Below are 19075 nucleotides of genomic sequence, written 5' to 3'. Positions count from 1 at the left end.
TGGAAGGAGTTTGTTACGAGATTTTCTGATTTGTTGGGGGTTAACCTGGCTTGGTGGATCAATTATTTTTGTACAATCTAAGCCAAATTATTGGTCTGAAAAAAGGATTTGAGTCCGTAAAAGAGGAATTTCGGACCTGTCCTGCCGCTGCGGAGGCTGTTTCCATCACAAAAGGAGAAAACAGGACAGGTATCTGTGGGAATGATTTTCTGCAAAAAAAAATGGAAGTGATTAGGATTTTTTGATAGTAAAACGACCATTCTTTCTTTTGATTGTAAATAGGTTGCCAAATAAAAAGGTTTTTATCAACAATATTTGCTAATTTTTAAATTTATACCGATTATTAGGAATTGAATTAAACATTTACCCAAAATATCCATCGTGAAAATCCAGGAAAACCCTATTTTTTTTCAAAATTGGGACGACTTTTGGTTGCTTTTAAGAAAAGGTGACAGAAAGGGCCTTGAGGGAATATACAGACTTTTTTCCCATGAACTTTTTAAATATGGATTGGCCCTGGTGAATGATGAAGCATTTATTCAAGACTGCATTCAGGAAGTTTTTATTGACCTTTGGAAATATCACCCGAGCCTGCAAAGGGCAGATAATGTAAAAGTTTACCTGTTTAAATCCCTATCCCATAAAATCTACCGGGAGAGTAAAAAGAAAGCCAAATGGAAAATGGAAGCCCTGGATGATTTGGGTGCCACCTCCTATTCCATTGAATCGATGGAAAGTACACTTATTGGAATTCAGCGGGAACAGGTAATTCAGCGGAAGTTGGCCAACGGAATCGATAAATTGCCCCTTAGACAAAAGCAGGTCATCCAATTGTTGTTTTTTGAACAGTTTTCCTACGAAGAAGTGTCTAAAATGATGGGTATCAACCTGCGTTCGGTGTATACTTTGGCCTGGAAAGCCATTGGAAGCCTGAAAAAGCATGTTATTTCCCTTTTGGGAATAGTTTTCATCTTTCTATAATAAATTCTTTTTTCTAGCCAGGACTAATCACCCATCTATTTACAATAGTTGGGGTCTTTTAAAAATTTTAATTTCCAGTCCGCAAGATATAAAGGGAAGGTATCCGGGGTTCGGCTTATATACTTATCGGTTAACTGAGAATTCGAGCTAAGACCGTCTTAAAAATCCGATTTTTGTCGTCATTGCGAGAACTAATTTTTTAAGAAAAATCAGAAATCGGGATGACGATATGTTGTTTGCAATATTTGGGGATATTGATTTGTTCAATGTATCAGAATTTAAAATTAGCTATATGGGAAAATAGATGTCTCATTTTTTAATGGATAATTGGGAGTTAAAGCTTATTTTTGGCATTTTAGCATTTTTTATTGTACTTTTTCCTTGATGAAAAAGTACCAAACCCGCCTCCCGGAGGGCAGGAAATCAAGACAAAAAAATCCTTCCCCCCACATACCTGCCGCACCCCCGGTTTTTTGTCGGCCCATCGCTCTTTGCGTATTTAAAAAATATGCCTTTTTTTATCAAAATTCATCAGGAGTACTACTAAATCAAACAAAAGTTAAATTACGTCATCGGTAATGTGCCAACTTTAAACAATAGTATATCGAATGACCGGGCTTGCATTCGTGGCAGTTTGTAAGAACACGTACTAGGCCGGTAGATCTAAATGTCCTTTTTCGATAAACTTATGCCAAAATTGGGTTTTATCATCCATCAAAATATTGTAGGGCAGGAAGCCGGCCATAGTACGTAATAATCCCTTCCTATTTTTAATTATTCCCCAAATTTTAAAATATTTTTTCTTTTCGAAGGATAACTTTTTCGCTTCCTTGTCTCCTTTGTATGAATACCGATACCATGTGTAAACGAGATTATACCGTAGAAGATTTTGTTTTGGATGCCGAATTCCAAAAATGGGTGCTGTATCCCGATACCGCCACCAAAACCTATTGGGAAGCCTATGTGGCTGAAAATCCCGGAAAGAACAAAGATATGGTTCAGGCCAGAAAGCTGGTATTGAACATGTCCAGAAAGGGTAGAAAGGTTGGCCAGGAGCGCATAGAGTATACCTGGATGGCCATCGACCAGGCCCTGGATAAAATTCAGGTGGGAGTAAAGGATAAGAAAGTCATACCCTTGGACTCATCAGGTACACTCCGGAGATTTGAAAAGGGGACTGGCAGGGATTATAATAGGTCCATGCAATTTTACCGTTTGGTGGGCATCCTGGTCCTTGCATTTTCCCTTTCCTTTATGGTCAATTTGTTTTTACCCCAGCCTTTGCCCCAACTGGTAGAGCTGCCCGTCATCTATGAAGAGCATATTGCATCTCCCGGTGTAAAATCCAATCTGACCTTACAGGATGGCTCTAAGGTTATCCTTAATTCAGGAAGCTCACTCCGGTACATCAAAAATTTCGAGTCCCATCAGCGGGTATTGGAGTTGCAGGGTGAAGCATTTTTTGAGGTGGCGGAAGACAAAAAGCGGCCCTTTAAGGTGAAGACCGGTCCGGTCACCACCACCGCCCTGGGTACATCCTTTAATATCAAAGCCTTTGAAAATGAGCCTTTGGATATTTCCTTGTTCACGGGATTGGTGGCAGTGGATTTTGAATTGATGCCCTCTCAAAATACACGGCTTGATATGGGGCAGGGCCTGCACATCAATCTGGACAGAGAGGAAGTAAAACAAGTAGCCTTTGATGCGCAAAAGGTGCTGGCCTGGACCAAAAAGACCATTGTCTTTGAACATACCCCTATGATCGAAATTAAACGGGTTTTGGAAAATTGGTATGGGGTTAAAATAAGTTTTGCGAACCTGCCCAGAAATGATTTGGAATTATCGGGGAGGTTTCACAACCAAACATTGGAGAACGTATTGGAAGGGCTGAGTTATTCTGCCCGATTTGATTTTAGGATAGATAAAGACCAGGTAACCTTAAATTTTAAATAAAAACAAGCCTATGGACAAAACCTGACGAACAAAATGGAAAAAGGGCCACAAGTGCGTCAACACCTATGGCCCCAATGGAAGCGGAAACGGGGACGGCCATCCCTGTTCCGTTAAATGTTTATTTAACAAACAAACAATGTAAAGATATGAAAAAATGCCTACTTAAGCATGTAATTTACATGAGCAAATTATTTACCCTGGCTTTCACCCTACAATGCCTCAGCATGAGTTTGCTGCTTGCCTGGAACGGCAATGCACAGGTGAAAAGTATAGAAGAAGTAAACGTAAACCTTTCACTCAATGAGGTAAAGGTAGAAACAGCCTTTAAAGAACTGGAGAAGATAACGGATTTCAATTTTGTTTTTGCCGGTAGGGAAATCCAGAACAGTCCCTTGGTAACCATAGCAAGCAACGGAGAAAGCCTGTATGATTTGTTGGTATCCATTGCGACCCAAACCAACCTTAGGTTCAAACAAGTCAACGAGACCATCCATGTCAAGAAATCAGACCAGAAAAGTTTGGTTGAGCTGGTGGAATATGATGAAATCACGATTTCGGGTAAAGTTACGGATGAAAACGGAGAGCCTTTACCAGGGGCTACGGTGACAGTCCTTGGCACCACCTCAGGTACCGTTACTGATTTAGATGGTAATTATTCCCTGACGGTCGAGGAGGGGGCCACTTTGGTATTTTCTTATATTGGATACATTGCCCAAAACGTCACGATTAGCAACCAATCCAGTTTAAACATTAGTTTGGAACCTGATGCATCTGCGCTGGAGGAAGTCGTGGTAGTGGGATATGGAGAAATCAAAAAGAGTGATTTGACAGGTGCAGTCGGTTCTATAGATTCAGAAGATATTATCAGGCAAAACCCGGTACAGGCTGCCAGGGCACTTCAAGGTCAGGTAGCTGGGGTAAATGTCAACAAAATCAATTCCCGGCCCGGATCAGATTATACCATTGATATCAGGGGACTTCAATCTATAGGTTTTAGTAATGAACCCTTGATTGTAATTGACGGAGTAATGGGAGGAAAATTAAATACTTTGAACCCCAGTGATATAGCTTCCATGGATGTGCTGAAAGATGCTTCTTCCTCTGCCATTTATGGTGCCCGTGGTGCCAATGGAGTAATAATCATAACCACCAAAAAAGGGGTGCAGGGTAAAACAAAAGTGACTTATGAGGGCTATGCGGGGGTCAAAACACCTGCCTTTTTGCCTGACCTTATGAATGCACAGGAGTTTTACGGTGCGTACAATGATGTGGTCCTTGCCGAAAATCCCAATGCTCAGGTAATTTGGACTACTGCTCAATTAGAGAATGTTCAAAATGGAAGATCTGTTAATTGGGTGGATGAAGTTACGGATCCATCCCTCCAAACCAGTCACGTGATCGCACTTTCCGGGGGGAACGAAAATACCACGCATTATTTTTCAGCGGGATACCTGAATGAAAGAGGAAATGTTTTGCACACTGGTTTTGAAAGATTCAATCTGAAAGGAAGTGCAGACAGCAAATTGAATAATGTAGTAAAAGTTGGTTTTAATACGTACTATACCCATAGTATTCTCAGTACTGGTTCCTTTGAAACCTTAAGAAATGCATATAGGGCAAGACCAACAGGTACCATCTATTATGACGATTTAAGTAATCCCACTGAAACCAACGACAAAAATGTGGATGGATATGCTTTTTGGATGGGAATTAAGGATACTCAGGTCAATAATCCTTTAACAGAGGTAGCAGCCAAAAATTTCCAGGATGAAACGCGGGTTTCCAGTTTCCTGGGCAATGCATATGTGGAGTTAACTCCATTTGAGGGATTATCGTTTAAATCTTCTTTGTCAACATCAGTATTTAACAGCAGAAGAGGTGAATTCCGGGGAGCAGATTCTAAAAGCAGGTTGAACAGATTGCCCAGCGCAGGAAATGACTTCCAATTTAATGGCTCCTATACCTGGGATAATATTTTAAATTATAAATTTAAGACTGGATTACATGATCTGAATTTTACAGCTGTCCAGAGTGCGCTTCAGGAAAGATTTGAAAGTTCCATGATAAGGGTAGAAAACCTGGCATATAACTCGAGTTTTTATGCCCTAAATACCGCCGCCCAGATCAATGGTGTAGGGAGTGATTTGGTAGAAAGGTCTATCATGTCCTATATGGGAAGGTTCAATTATATTTTCAATGAAAAGTACCTGGTAACACTTACAGGAAGATATGATGGCTCCTCAGTTTTAGCAGCAGGCAACCAATGGGCATTTTTTCCTTCGGCAGCAATTGCTTACAGGGTCGGAGATGAAGCCTTCATTCAGAATTTAAATTTGTTTTCAGATTTAAAAATCAGGTTGAGTTATGGCCGGGTAGGTAATGATGTTGTAGCACCGTATAGTACTCAGGCATATCTGAACAGGACAGCATATGATTTTGATGGTAACCCTGCTTATGGTTATGCCCCAAGGAATATTGGAAATTCTGAATTGCGATGGGAAAATAGCGAAGAATTTAACCTGGGAATCAACATGGGATTTCTTGAAAACCGGGTTAATACAGAAATTGAACTTTACAATAAAAAAACAAATGATCTGATCCAAAATGTGGCAATTCCTACCTCCCTTGGTTTTGGAGCGATAACATCCAATGTGGGGAAGTTGCTCAATAGGGGAATTGAGATTACCATAAATTCAGTCAATGTTCAAACCCAAAATTTCAGGTGGAATACTACAGTTAATTTTTCTTCCAATCACAATGAAATATTAGAATTATACGGTGGAACCGTCCAGGAAGATATTGCCAACAGGCTTTTTGTAGGACAGTCCCTAAGATCCAATTATTACTATGAATTTGATGGAATCTGGCAGTTGGATGAAGCAGAAGAAGCCTTATCTTATGGACAGGTTCCAGGATCGGTAAAGGTAGTAGATCAGAATAATGACGGATTGATTTCTTCTTCTGAGGGGATCGATGATCGGGTTATTTTGGGAAATCAGTTGCCCAAATGGATGGCTGGAATTAACAACATGTTTACCTATAAAGATTGGGATTTGTCCATTTTTGTGTACACACGGCAGGGTGTACAGTTCAGGAATAGCTTGCTGCAGGGTACCATGGGAGATCTCGGTAGTAATCGCTACAATAGATTGAACCTCAATTATTGGACCGAAAATAATCCTACCAATGATTACTATGGTGTATGGCAAAATAACCCTTTCCGGGAGGCCATTCAATATAAGGATGCCAGCTTTTGGAGAATATCTAACATTACGCTAGGGTATACCTTACCACCTGGCCTGCTTAATACCATTAAATTCAGTAATCTTAGACTGTATGGTCAGGCCAATAATGTTTTTGTTTTTACCAAGGAAAAAAATATTTGGATGGATCCTGAATTCAATTCCGGAACCTATCAAGATGATGTTCCCCATTCCATTTTCCAGTTTGGTGTAAGTGCATCTTTCTAATTTCTCTTCCTGATATTTAAAATAGTTACAAAATGAAAAAATATAACTTTCAAAATGTGCTCCTGTTTTTGCTACTCATGTTGAGCGGTACAGGATGCCAGGATTTCCTTAAAGAAGAATCCATTTCAAATATCACGACTGATTCTTATGTTACCACAGAAGCAGGGTATGAGGATTTAATTAAATCATGTTACCCACTATTGCGGGATTTTATTCTTCAGTATCCCATAGCCTTACCAGGGACGGACCTTTTCCAAAATGGCCTTTGGACTGAAAAATCAGTAGGGCAGGGTCCTGTCCTAGATACCTACGTAAATATCACATCAGAAACATTTATCGGACCCTGGGATATATTTTACCGCGAGATTGGCAGGACCAATGCAGCCATCAGTAGGGCCGAAGACATTACTTATTCCAATCCGGCCCTCAAATCGGCAAGAGTAGGAGAAGCCAAATTTCTGCGCGCTCTTACTTATTTTTACCTGGTTCAGACCTGGGGAGATGTTCCCATGCCCCTTGAGGAAACCATAACGGCGAATAAAGCGGTCGAAAGAGTTGCCTCAGCAACTATTTATTCTCAAATCATCCAAGACCTGACAGAAGCAGAGGCCGACCTTCCTGAGGTAGCCACCGAGTATGGCAGGGCTACCAAGGGGGCGGCACAGTTTCTTTTGGCAAAGGTATATTTGACTCGTGGCTGGAATTTCAACAATTCTCTAGGTGGCAATCCAGGTGATTTCGACAAAGCGCTGGAGTATGCGGATAAAGTGATAGAAGCCTATCCATTGGTGGAATCGTACAACACGCTCTTTCCCATACGTTCTGAAAATCCGCTTACGCAATATTCAGGATCACAGGATCCGAAAAACAGTGAGGTGGTTTTTGCTATTCAATACAATAATGATGTGCTAACCAATGCTATGGAAGGAAATGGCCGGGAACCAGGCAATTATTACCATTCCATTTTTCCGGGAAACACAGAGTTGGTGGGTAGCAGGGGTAGAACCAGTGATTACAACCGGCACTTGAACCAAAATGAACCCACACCCGCTCTGTATCGATTATTTGATCCGCAGGTCGATAGCCGCTATTCCCATAATTTTCTGCGGGTCATTTATGCGCTTCAGCCAGTTAATGATTATGCCTATAGTTTTGATGATCCAAGCTTGACAGTAAGCTATGAAGTAGGAGATACTGTTGCTTATTGGACTCCATGGAATAGGCCGGCTTTCGGTGCTGACAAAGGGATAGACGAGGGGGGAACCAAGAATTATGCTGTTATGAATCATGAGCAGATCATTAGCGGTGAGGCTATTTCAAGGCTTACTGCATTCAGGCCTACCATGTGGAAATTTTGGGAACCAAACATCCCATATGGAGATGGTCATGGAACCTTTGATTTTGCCTTGTTCAGATCGGCCGAGGCATATCTTTTAGCCGCTGAAGCTATTGTGAAAGGTGCTACAGGTGGCTCTTTGGGCGGTGCTGAGGTCTATTACAATAAAGTGTTGGATCGGGCAGTAGGTCAGGGAGTGGATCCGCAAAAGGCAAAATTTCCTGAAATGCTAAGTTCATTGGAAACAGAGTCCTACAGAGCCACCGCTGCCAATATTTCCATTGATATGATTTTGGATGAAAGTGCAAGAGAGTTAATGGGTGAATTCAACAGGTGGTTTGATCTGAAAAGAACTAATAAGTTACTTGAAAGAACTCAAAAGTATAATTTTTGGACAAAATCCAATGGTGCATTATCAGAAATGCATTTGCTACGGCCTATTCCTCAACACGAAATTGACAGGACCCAGCCACCCCTGCAGCAAAACCCCGGGTATTGAACAGGGAAATTGAATGGGTGAATCGGGATTAAAACGGGAGACTTCTGTTTTCCCGTTTTAATTCGTGGTTCATCCTTTGGTATAAAAAAAATAATTAACAACCTCTACCCGAACCCTGATGTTTTCCTGTTAAAATCGTAACTGGATTCAAGGGTTTGTTATTATTTCTTGGTCTATTTACTGAGACCTCAGGGTGTGGATAACCGGGTCAGTTATTTGGTTAAATTACCTGAAAATGCAATAAAAATGTAGCCGATTTGCACATGAGAACTGTCGTTTTTCTTTTTCTGTCTGTGCTATTGTCCTTTTATGAATGCTTTTGCCAAATACAGGGAATTCAAAAAGGCGAACTTATCTATCAAAATAATATGGATTCGGAGGGAGCAGTTAATGAATGGATAATGGAGGGTCCCGGACAGGTCAGGTTTAAGGATGGCTGGATGGAGATGTATTCTCCGGAAGAAAAATTCCACCATGTATTTTGGTGTCCGGTGGATTTTCCCGGGAGCTTTATTGCCGAGTGGGAAGCCCAAAACCTGAATATTGAAGTCGGTTTGTGTATAATATTCTTTTCCGCCAAAGGGAATAATGGTGCCGGAATTTTCGATACTTCTTTTCCTAAAAGGGATGGTACCTTTACACAATATACCAAAAGTGAACATATAAGTGCTTACCACATTTCCTATTATGCCAATGGAACGGATAATCCGGGAAGGGAAATTTCACACCTAAGGAAAAACAGTGGGTTTCACCTGGTTCAGCAAATGGAACCTGGAATTCCAATAAGCTCTGAAAAAGTCCATAAGCTCAAATTGGTGAAAAACGATTCCCGGATTTTGATGTATATAGACAATCGAAAAATCATTGATTGGGTTGATGAAAAGGACCTGGGACCTGTTTTGCAGGAAGGTAAAATTGGCTTTCGACAAATGAAATGGACGCATTTCCGATACAAAAACTTTAAAGTTTGGGAACTCTCTAAATGAGAAATCATAAAGAAAATACAAACGGATTTTTTGGAACAACAAAAATGGGTTTTAAAGGTTTTATCCTTATTGCCATAGGTATATTTGTTATTATGGGTTTTATTCTTTTTGGCCGGGGAAAAACCAGCAAGAAGAGTGGTGTTGTTGAAGATCCCCACCAATTGGAAGTGGTATATCCAAGGTACCTGGACTATCCAAAACCTTCTTCTGGCATGGTAGCACTCACCAATCCACCGGTTTTAAAATGGCCAGTTGAAAAAGGTGAAAATATCAGGTATGAAGCCAGGTTATCGTCGGATAGTATTTTTTCTAACCCGGAAAAGATACTCGAATTAAAAGACAGCCCCTGGGCGATCTTTAACCCGCATCAGAAGTTGGGAACTGGGAGCTGGTACTGGCAATTTAGGAAATCCGGAGGAAAATGGTCAGGGACACAACATTTTAGGGTGGCAGATAGTGTAAGGTCAATAGTGTCCCCCACTGCTGAGCAGTTTTTGCAGGCATTACCTTTATCGCATCCAAGAGTACTTGTCACCCAAGCCGATCTTGCTCAAATTCGTCACCTGGACCCAAATAACGATACCCGGGCCATTTTACTAAATGCGGAAAAAGCTCTTAAGACCAGCATCCCTAAGGAAAGGGAAGGCCAACCTTTACGAAAAGGTAAAGGTGAGGAACAGAATAGAAAGCTTCGACTTGATGCCAGCAAGGAACTGGGGACCCAGGTTTACGAGTTAATTCTGGCCTTATCTGAAGGCTATATTTTAAGCGGTAAGGAGGAGTATGCTGAAAAAGCCATTCAAATAGCCTTTGAAGTAGCTAGCTGGGAACCAAGAGGAGTTTCAAGTATCAATGACTTTGGAGATGCACGTTGTATGTTATCCATGGCATTGGTATTTGACACATTTTATGACAGACTCAGTGAGATTCAAAAAGCCGGCTTATTGCAATCTATTAAGCCCAGGGCAGCTCATTTTTATTCCGCCTGGATCAATAATATTGAGTCCAGGGTTTTGAGTGGACATGTTTGGCAACATATCCTTCATTATTTTTTCCAAACTGGTATGGCGGTTTACGGCACTGAACCGGATGCCGCCAAGTGGCTGGCATATGCCTATGAATTGTTTCTGGCAAAAGCTCCAGTCCTGGGCGGAATGGATGGGGGATGGGCAGAAGGGGTTTCCTATTTTCGAATGAATATGGAAACAATGTTAGATATACCATTGTATATTAAAAAATTCACAGGATTTGATTTTATCAATGCACACCCCTGGTATGTAAACCAGGTGGATTGGATGATCTACCATATTCCTCCAGGATCTGCATCGGATGGTTTTGCAGATAATTCAGAAGAAATGGATACACCAGGTACGGAGTATGTTGCTTTCGCTCTCGAACTAGCCAAACTTACCAATAGTTCCAAAGCTTCCTGGTATGCTAATAAATGTTTAGAATACGAAAAATCTGATTTTTCAGGTCATGCTACTCTCAGGTGGATACGGTTAACAAAGACCCGGGATTTATCCATCCCTGATCCTATACCCAGTTTAGACTTACCGACCGGAAGGTCCTTTCATGACATTGGTGTGGTATCCATGCATAGCGACATCAGCAATACAAAGGAAAACCTGATGGTAGCTATGCGTTCAAGTCCCTTTGGCTCATATGGGCACATGCTCTCAGATCAGAATGTTTTCAATGTGCTGTATGGAGGAAAAAAGCTTTTTTACAGAACTGGATATAAGGTTGCCATGAGCGATCCCCACAGAACAGGTTGGTACCAGCATACCAAAAGCCAGAATGGGATATTGGTAGATGGGATGGGCCAGCCATACAGTACGGAGGCTTTTGGATGGATAGCCAGATTTTTGCATACTGATGAATTGGCATATGCCAAGGGGGATGCATCTATGGCCTATAAGAGTAAGGAAACCGGAGAAGACTATTCGGTCCTGAAAAACTACCGGCACCTGATTTTATTGAAACCGAACCTGCTTCTTGTATATGATGAACTGGAGGCAGGTAATCCGGTAGAATGGTCCTGGCTTATCCACAGCCTGGATAAAATGAAAATCAACAGGGAAAACCAAACCTTTGCCGTTCAACAGAAAACGGCTATGGGAGCGGGGCGAATATGGGCCTCAGAAAAACTATCTTTTCACCTGCAAGATACCTTTGATATTGATGCTGTAAATTGGCGTGGGACACTTGGAGAAGATGGGAAATTAAAATCCTACGAAAATAACCAATACCATTTAAAAGCAAGTACCTCTAAAAAATCTTTAAAAATGCGGTTTTTCACCATCATTCAGGTAGGGGAGGACCTGAACGACACCGAATTGTCTGAAGGATTGAGCGAAAATGGGAAAGTAGAAATTAAAATGGGAAACTGGACAATCAGTGCCAACCTGAATTTAGATACAGCACCAGACCTTTTTATTCACAATCATGTTTCAGAAACGGTTTTTTCTTCCCATGGAAAAATGCTTCGCCTGCAGAATCAATCCTATGCTGGAAAGTATCCGGGGAGTAGCAAACTGGGGGTAATTAACGAAAGTGGTGCGCCTTTATTTAAAGAGGTTAAGGACCAGGTACCCTACGAAATGCAAGCTCGAATGCAGTATCAACAAAAAAATAACCAGTAAATTTATAATCTTTCCGAAGACTATCCCCAGACCAAAAATAGCCTTAGCCATCATGAAAAAAACCCGTTTAATTTCGCCCTTTTTATGGTTACTGTGTACATTAGGTAGCAGCAGCTCTTTTGCCCAGGAAAGGACTGTCCCTCCCAATTTTATTTTTATCCTTACCGATGACCAGGGTTGGAGTAGCACCTCCATCGGCATGGACGACCGGTTTGTCGCATCCAAAAGTGATTTTTTTGAAACGCCCTCCATCGACCGGCTGGCAAGGGAAGGGATGCGCTTTACCAATGCCTATGCTCCTGCTGCTATTTGCTCTCCCACCCGAAGAAGCATCCTGTTTGGACAAACTCCTGCCAGGCTCGGGGACGAGACCTTTCCCGATACCCATCATCCCCGGTCGAATTCCTCTCAGCTGACCATACCAGTTTTGTTGAAAGGTATTGATAGCCGTTACAAAGCCGCACATTTCGGCAAATGGGACTTACGTGCGGAGATCTTTCCCGAAGACCTGGGTTTCGACGAAAGTGACGGAGATACCCGTAATGCACACGGTAATTTAATGACAGCAAAAGACAATAAATGGGAGGCAGTGTTTCTAACTAACGACCCTAAGCGAAGCTCCTCCATTACCCGAAGAGGAATCAACTTTATGGAAAGGCAGGTGAGTCATGGCAATCCCTTTTACCTGCAGCTATCGCATTATGCTACACACGTAGACATGCAGACCCGTGAAGCCAGCCTGGAGAAATACCGGAACAAACCAAAAGGTGCCAGGCACAACAATCCGGCATGGGCGGGGATGTTAGAAGATATGGATTATACCATTGGCCAGGTACTTGACAAGGTAACATCCCTGGGTATTGCCGGTAACACCTACATTATACTGATGGCGGACAACGGTTCTGTGGAATTGTTGCCCCCCCTGCCTTCGCTGCAAAAATTACAACACCCCGATACATTCGATCAACCCCTGCGCAATGCACCGCTCCGGGCAGGCAAATGGACGCTCTACGAAGGGGGGATACGGGTTCCATTTATAGTAAAAGGTCCCGGAATAAAATCCGGTACCTTGAGTCATGAACCGGTAGGAGGTTGGGACATTTTGCCAACTATCGCCATACTAGCTGGGTATACTGGCTTCCTTCCGGAGTACCTGGATGGAGGTAGTTTTGCCGGCATTTTACAATCTGAAGGAAGAGGGGAGGTACTGAGAAAAAACGATTTCCTGGTTTTTCACCGGTACAGCGAGGGCTATCCCCACTCGGCCTTGATTCAGGGGGAGTTTAAACTTATTCGTTTTTGGAAAACAGGCAAGCTGGAATTGTTCCACCTGCCCACTGATCTGGGCGAAACGAGTGATTTGTACGCTACTCAAACCGCTAAGGCGGAGGAATTGGATTACAAGCTTGTGGCTTACCTGCAGGAAGTAAACCCGGAGTTAGCCAAAAAATTGTTTTCCTACTAATGTTATCCAGAGAGATACCTTTATCAATTCTTTGTTTGTTAGCAGGCCGGGCTTTTTTCCAATGAAGGTGGAAGCTTCAGCCCACATTGCAGCTATCTGATCATTAGTAGCAGATTTTTAGCTCTTTAAATTTTTTCGATTTCCGTTTAGTGTACTAGGGATTTTCGTTTTTGAAAAGCTGGGGCTTGGTTTGGAGATCAGGTTCAGGTATTTGTTTGGCACGGTACACTAGCGGGTAACGACTGTTTTGTCGTAGGTGTTTGTACCCAATCTGGTGATTACTTTTTGTGTGTTTCCTATTCTTACGATTTCACTCCAGCAGCTATTGAAGCCGTTGTGTTTTAACCAATGCCATTTTTTGGTTTCTCATTTGTTAAATCACTTTCCAGGGTAAATAAGAGCAAGGAGAGCATTATCACTTGACGGCTCCTAACGGTGAAGTGAGTTCGGAAACTTGAACTTTTAAAATTTACAACATTAATCTGACAAATTCTAACCTATTTACTTTGATTTTACCTTAATATTTATGATCCTGTAAGTGGAAAACCTTATTTACCTGGTTTTTAAATTCAGGAAAATAATATTTGGCTTAAAAAATAAAAGGATAATCGATTAAGCATCAGGTCATTTAATAAAATTATGATGAATACAAATAGAAGAACATTTTTAAAATCAGCTTCAACAGCAGGTTTAGGAGTATTATTTATTCCTAATTTTATCGAACGTCCGCCAAGTACAAAATTGCGTTTTGCAATGATTGGTGTAGGCGCCAGAGGTCGTGCTAGTTGGAGCCAGGTTGCCGTTGAGGATATTGTGGCCATGTGCGATGTTGACGACAGAATGACTGAAGAAGCATACAAAACGGTACCCAAAGCTAAAAAGTACAAAGATTTCAGGCTAATGTTCGACGAGATGGCCAATGAAATTGATGCCGTTATGATAGCTACGCCTGACCACACCCATTTCCCTGCGGCAATGGCTGCCATGCAACTTGGAAAACATGTGTTGGTTGAAAAACCACTGGTGCATAATATTTGGCAATGCCGCACCATGAAAAAAGCAGCAAAGCATTATGGTATCGTATCACAAATGGCAAATCAAGGACATACAACCCATGGAATTAGATTGGTAAAAGAGTGGTATGACGCAGGTGTTCTTGGGGATGTAAAAGAAGTAATTAGATGGGGAGGCCCGACAACGTTTAGTCCGGATGGATATTTCTCGAAGCCTGAAGCCTTTCCTTTTCCAGTACATGAAGTACCTAAAGGTTTAGATTGGGATTTATGGAAAGGTCCCGCAGCTGATCTTCCTTTTAATAATGAATATGCACCTAAATCATGGAGAACTTTCTACGATTTTGGTAGCGGAGCAATGGCCGACTGGTGTTGTCATACCTTAGATGCTCCTTTCTGGGCATTGGATCTTGGCATGCCACATACCGTAGATGCAGTCGTACCAAATCCCGAAGTTCCTGATCATAGCATGATTGCAAAGGAATCAACGATAACCTGGCAATTTGGCGCTCGCGGGAATAAACCACCCGTTACTATGAAATGGATTGAAGGCATGGGCAAACCCGAATTAAAGGAGGAGTACGGGCTTGAAGAAATGCCGGATAATGGGATGATCATGATTGGTTCCAAGAAGACACTTTACCATGGTGGTCGTCCAAACAATCCTCGTTTACTTGTTCCAGAAGAAGAATGGATAGATTTTCAAAAGAATAAACCAGCAGAAACCATTCCAAGAGTGGAAGAAGAAAAACCGGTACAAGAATGGGTGGCTGCCATTAAAAACGATACCTTACCGGGCTCAAACTTCGATTATGGTGCTGACTTAACAGAGATGGGACTTGTAGGTGTACTAGCGCAACGTTTTGGCGGAACCATTAAATACGACGAAAAAAACATGAAGGCCATTGGTCGTCCAGAGTTAGATGCATACATCAAGGAACCTGTTCGCGAAGGATGGTCTTACGGAGAAGACCTTTGGTAGAATAGACCACAGCATATTGAAAATATATTGGAGAAAGGGTTGAAATCAAATAAATAACAATTCTTTGACTTGGTGCCAGTGGAAACCTGGGAAATACCTTGATGATTTATTTATCAGATAATGGGTTGTTTGATGTTAGCTGAATTGGAGAAGGGTATAATAAAAGTATCTTGAAAATTTTGATCCTCCGGCAAAAGAAGGGACATGCAATTTTTTTAATCTTTCGAATTCTTCCTTTTTGGCCATATTTTTTATCAATACCAATAAATCAAGCAACGGAACATTTTTTTGTAATTCAAAATAACATTTTTTGATTCTTTGATTTATTTTAAATTATTACTACTTTTTGGAACCATCTTAACTTACAAATGAAAAACCTTAATGTAATTTTTAGGATTCAAAATTAGGAGCAAATATTTGTTTGCCCTGATTTTATCAAAAAAAATTAAATGATAATGGCTAACATATTATACATGACGGCTAAAATAATGGATACCTGACCAGACGTATTCTGGTAAATTTAATTTTTAATTTAAACCCAACTGTAATGAAAATAAAAAATAATTGCAGCAGTAATAATCTTAATTTTTGTCTTTATCTGAGAAAAATTAGGCAAAAAGGGATGCCTTTTCGAAAGTTGATTTTTGGATATTTTTTATCCCTGCTTTTTATAGGACAACTTGCCGCTGCTGGTTTACCCATACACAAAAGCGAAATCATTGGAGGAACCAAGGTCAGTTCCAATAATATCAGTCCACATTTAATAAACCGATCATTTCCTGAAAGGGACCTTATGGTCTTACATGTTGACATTCAAATCTCCGGAACGGTAACCGATGAAAACGGGGAGCCGTTGCCGGGGGCCACTATTTCCGTATCGGGATCCAGCATAGGTACTGCTACAGATCTGGACGGGAAATATTCCCTTACAGTTCCGGAGGATGCTACTCTGGTTTACTCCTATATTGGTTATGAATCCAAATCTGTAGTTGTAGGTACGCAAAATATTATCAATGTATCCTTGAGCGAAGACCAGTCATCTCTGGATGAAGTGGTGGTGGTGGGATATGGGACAGTAAGAAAAAGTGACCTTACGGGCTCAGTAAGTTCCATACAGGCGGATAAATTGAATACGGATTCCCAGGCATCGGTAGAACAGATCATTCAGGGAAGGCTTCCGGGTGTTCAGGTGACCCAGGCAAGTGCCCGGCCAGGTGGAAATTTTTCCATAAGAATAAGAGGATCCAATTCCATAACCGCAGGAAATGAGCCGCTATATGTGATCGACGGACTTCCCGGAGCAAACCCGGAAAATTCATTGAATCCGTCCGACATAAAATCCATAGAAGTTTTAAAAGATGCCTCCGCCACCTCAATTTATGGAGCAAGAGGATCAAACGGAGTGGTATTGATAACCACCAAAAGCGGAAAGCAAAATAGTCCTTTAACTATCAATTATAATGTAACGACCAGCATTCAAGCAGCCACGAAAACATTAGACATGATGAATGCCCAACAATACATGTCATTTTACAATGATTTGTATCTCGATAGAGGTCGGGAACCTATCTTCAGTCAAAATGACTTTAACACCATAGGTGCAGGCACAGATTGGCAAGGTGAGATTTTCCGCTCCGCACCCATTCAGGAACATCGTGTATCTTTTTCGGGTGGATCTGAGGATACCCAGTATTTCTTATCCTTAAATGCTTTTGATCAGGATGGCATCGTAATTAGTTCTGGTTTTAAAAGGTTTTCCGGCCGGATAAATCTTACTCATTCTGTGGGAGATAAGTTAAAAGTGGGGATCAATTTCAATAATAGCTATGTAAAAGAGGATCAAGTGCCGCTTGGCCTTGGAGTTAACGCCACTGCTGGTGTCATTGCGGCGGCATTACAATTACCACCTACAGAACCGGTATTCAATAGCGATGGAACCTACTCAACCAGCCTGCAGGATTTAAGCAATCCGGTGGCCCAGGCTCGAACCATGGATCGTTTTGAAAGAAGAACACGTCTTTTTGGTAATGGATTTTTGGAATATGAGCTCATTAGTGATTTGAAAGCAAAAGTAAATTTGGGTGTAGATCAGAGTATTGCAAGAAGCGATACTTTTGATGATGTGGTGACTCAAATTGGTCTTTTGCGTCAAGGTCAGGCTTCGCAAGGATTGAGCGAAAGCAATAGTTATGTTTTTGAATTTACATTGGATTACAACAAAATAATCAATGGTCAGCACAGGTTGAATTTGCTTGGTGGTTATTCTTACCAGGAATTCATGAATTCAGGGTTTAATGCAAGTGCAATGAGTTTTCCCACCACATCTTTCGGGCCAAATAATTTGGGTTCTGGTGATCCTTTCCTAAATGAAGTTGGGTCATTTAAAGGAAAAAACAATATTGTTTCAGGTTTTGGCAGGGCGAACTATTCTTTTGACGAACGTTTTTTGATGACGGCATCATTCAGGGCGGATGGGTCATCCAGATTTGGAGCCAATAACAAATTTGCCTACTTTCCCTCAGGAGCACTTGCCTGGAACATAGCCAATGAGTCTTTTTTTCCGAAGGAAGGCCTTGTTTCCGATTTCAAATTAAGGGCTAGCTATGGGGTGAGTGGAAACCAGGAAATTGATAATGGGAGATCGCTTGTTCTTTTGGGGTCAGGACCAATTGCAGTTTTTAATGGTGATGAATACCAATCTATCGCTCCTACTCAATTGGCAAATCCGGATCTAAAATGGGAAACAACAGAATCCTTTAATTTAGGAGTTGATTTAGGCATGCTTTTCGGGAGAATTACCGGTTCAGTGGAATACTTCCAGAACAATACCAGGGACTTACTATTGTTGTTACCCATTCCTACCACTACAGGCTTTGGTAATTCTTTGCAAAATGTAGGGAATACCAGAAATAGTGGTTTTGAACTTTCATTATCGTCAAGGAACTTCGTGGGAAACTTTTCATGGATAACAGATATCAATATGGCCACAGTGAAGAACGAGGTTACTAATCTTGGCTTGCTCCCAAGGATTCTTCAAGGCGGTACCCGTTTCATGCAAGATTATACGATATTGGAAGTGGGACAGCCTGTCAATGCTTATTATGGTCATGTGTTCGAAGGAGTTATTCAGACTGCAGAGGAGTTGGCCAATTCACCCTCTCAGACAAACGGTGCCGTCGGCAGTAGGAAATTCCAGGATTTGAACGGTGATAATGTGATCAACGATCAGGATAGAACCATTATAGGCGATCCATTTCCTAATTTCACTGTAGGGCTAAATAACACCTTATCCTACAAAGGTTTTTCACTAGAAGTATTCCTGGAGGGTAAATTTGGTTTTGAAATGGCAAATTTCACTAAAATTGATTCAGAAAACCCAATCGATGATTTAAGAAACAGACAAACCTATGTTTTGGATAGATGGACTCCTGATAATCCAACGAACGAGAACCCATCCTTTGTTAACCCTTCCCGAACCTATGATTTCAATAGCAGAGTAGTAGAAGATGCTTCTTTTATAAGATTAAGAAGTGCCAGGATAGCATACGCTTTTCCAAACTTAAATATCAAGGGTATTGGATCATTGCTTCTATTTGCCTCAGGTCAGAACCTGCTCACCTGGACCGATTACAGCGGCTATAATCCCGATATTAACTCTTTGGGAACGTCTAATTTAAGGATTGATTATAGTGCCTATCCACTTGCCAGAACTTATGCAATCGGAATTAATGTAAATTTTTGAAAA

Annotated in this window: 9 protein-coding genes; all 9 read left to right on the top strand. The window is 41.3% G+C overall.

Annotated features, from left to right (window positions below; genetic code table 11):
* Nucleotides 1-381 precede the first annotated feature (381 nt).
* The 9 genes from G9Q97_RS14840 to G9Q97_RS14800 all read left to right on the top strand — a co-directional run bounded on the left by G9Q97_RS14840 (nt 382) and on the right by G9Q97_RS14800 (nt 19072).
* Entirely contained in the window at nt 382-981 is a 600-nt protein-coding gene (locus tag G9Q97_RS14840) for an RNA polymerase sigma factor (protein ID WP_166148167.1), read from the top strand.
* Between the two features lie 858 nt (nt 982-1839).
* On the top strand, nt 1840-2934 hold the full coding sequence (locus tag G9Q97_RS14835; RefSeq protein ID WP_166148165.1) for a FecR family protein: 1095 nt from the start codon (nt 1840-1842) through the stop codon (nt 2932-2934).
* Nucleotides 2935-3113: 179 nt separating this feature from the next.
* Nucleotides 3114-6404 (top strand): SusC/RagA family TonB-linked outer membrane protein, encoded by a 3291-nt coding sequence (locus G9Q97_RS14830; protein ID WP_166148163.1) that lies wholly within the window; start codon nt 3114-3116, stop codon nt 6402-6404.
* A gap of 32 nt (nt 6405-6436) precedes the next feature.
* Entirely contained in the window at nt 6437-8239 is a 1803-nt protein-coding gene (locus G9Q97_RS14825; RefSeq protein WP_166148161.1) for a RagB/SusD family nutrient uptake outer membrane protein, read from the top strand.
* A 263-nt stretch (nt 8240-8502) separates the two neighbouring features.
* On the top strand, nt 8503-9225 hold the full coding sequence (locus G9Q97_RS14820) for a DUF1961 family protein (protein WP_166148159.1): 723 nt from the start codon (nt 8503-8505) through the stop codon (nt 9223-9225).
* Nucleotides 9222-11870: a DUF4962 domain-containing protein gene (locus G9Q97_RS14815; protein WP_166148157.1), complete on the top strand. Its 2649-nt coding sequence runs from the start codon at nt 9222-9224 to the stop codon at nt 11868-11870. Before G9Q97_RS14820 ends, G9Q97_RS14815 begins: the two co-directional genes overlap by 4 nt.
* 52 nt (nt 11871-11922) lie before the next feature.
* A complete protein-coding gene (locus G9Q97_RS14810; RefSeq protein WP_166148156.1) occupies nt 11923-13335 on the top strand; it encodes a sulfatase in 1413 nt (470 codons plus the stop codon).
* A 639-nt stretch (nt 13336-13974) separates the two neighbouring features.
* Complete coding sequence (locus tag G9Q97_RS14805) at nt 13975-15330, top strand: Gfo/Idh/MocA family protein (protein WP_166148154.1); 1356 nt, start codon at nt 13975-13977, stop codon at nt 15328-15330.
* A 622-nt stretch (nt 15331-15952) separates the two neighbouring features.
* Complete coding sequence (locus tag G9Q97_RS14800) at nt 15953-19072, top strand: SusC/RagA family TonB-linked outer membrane protein (RefSeq protein ID WP_166148152.1); 3120 nt, start codon at nt 15953-15955, stop codon at nt 19070-19072.
* The last annotated feature ends 3 nt before the right edge of the window (nt 19073-19075 follow it).

The sequence above is a fragment of the Cyclobacterium plantarum genome (assembly GCF_011290685.1).
Lineage (GTDB): Bacteria > Bacteroidota > Bacteroidia > Cytophagales > Cyclobacteriaceae > Cyclobacterium > Cyclobacterium plantarum.
Note: the sequence above shows the minus strand (reverse complement) of the source record. Positions and strands in the feature narration are given on the sequence as shown.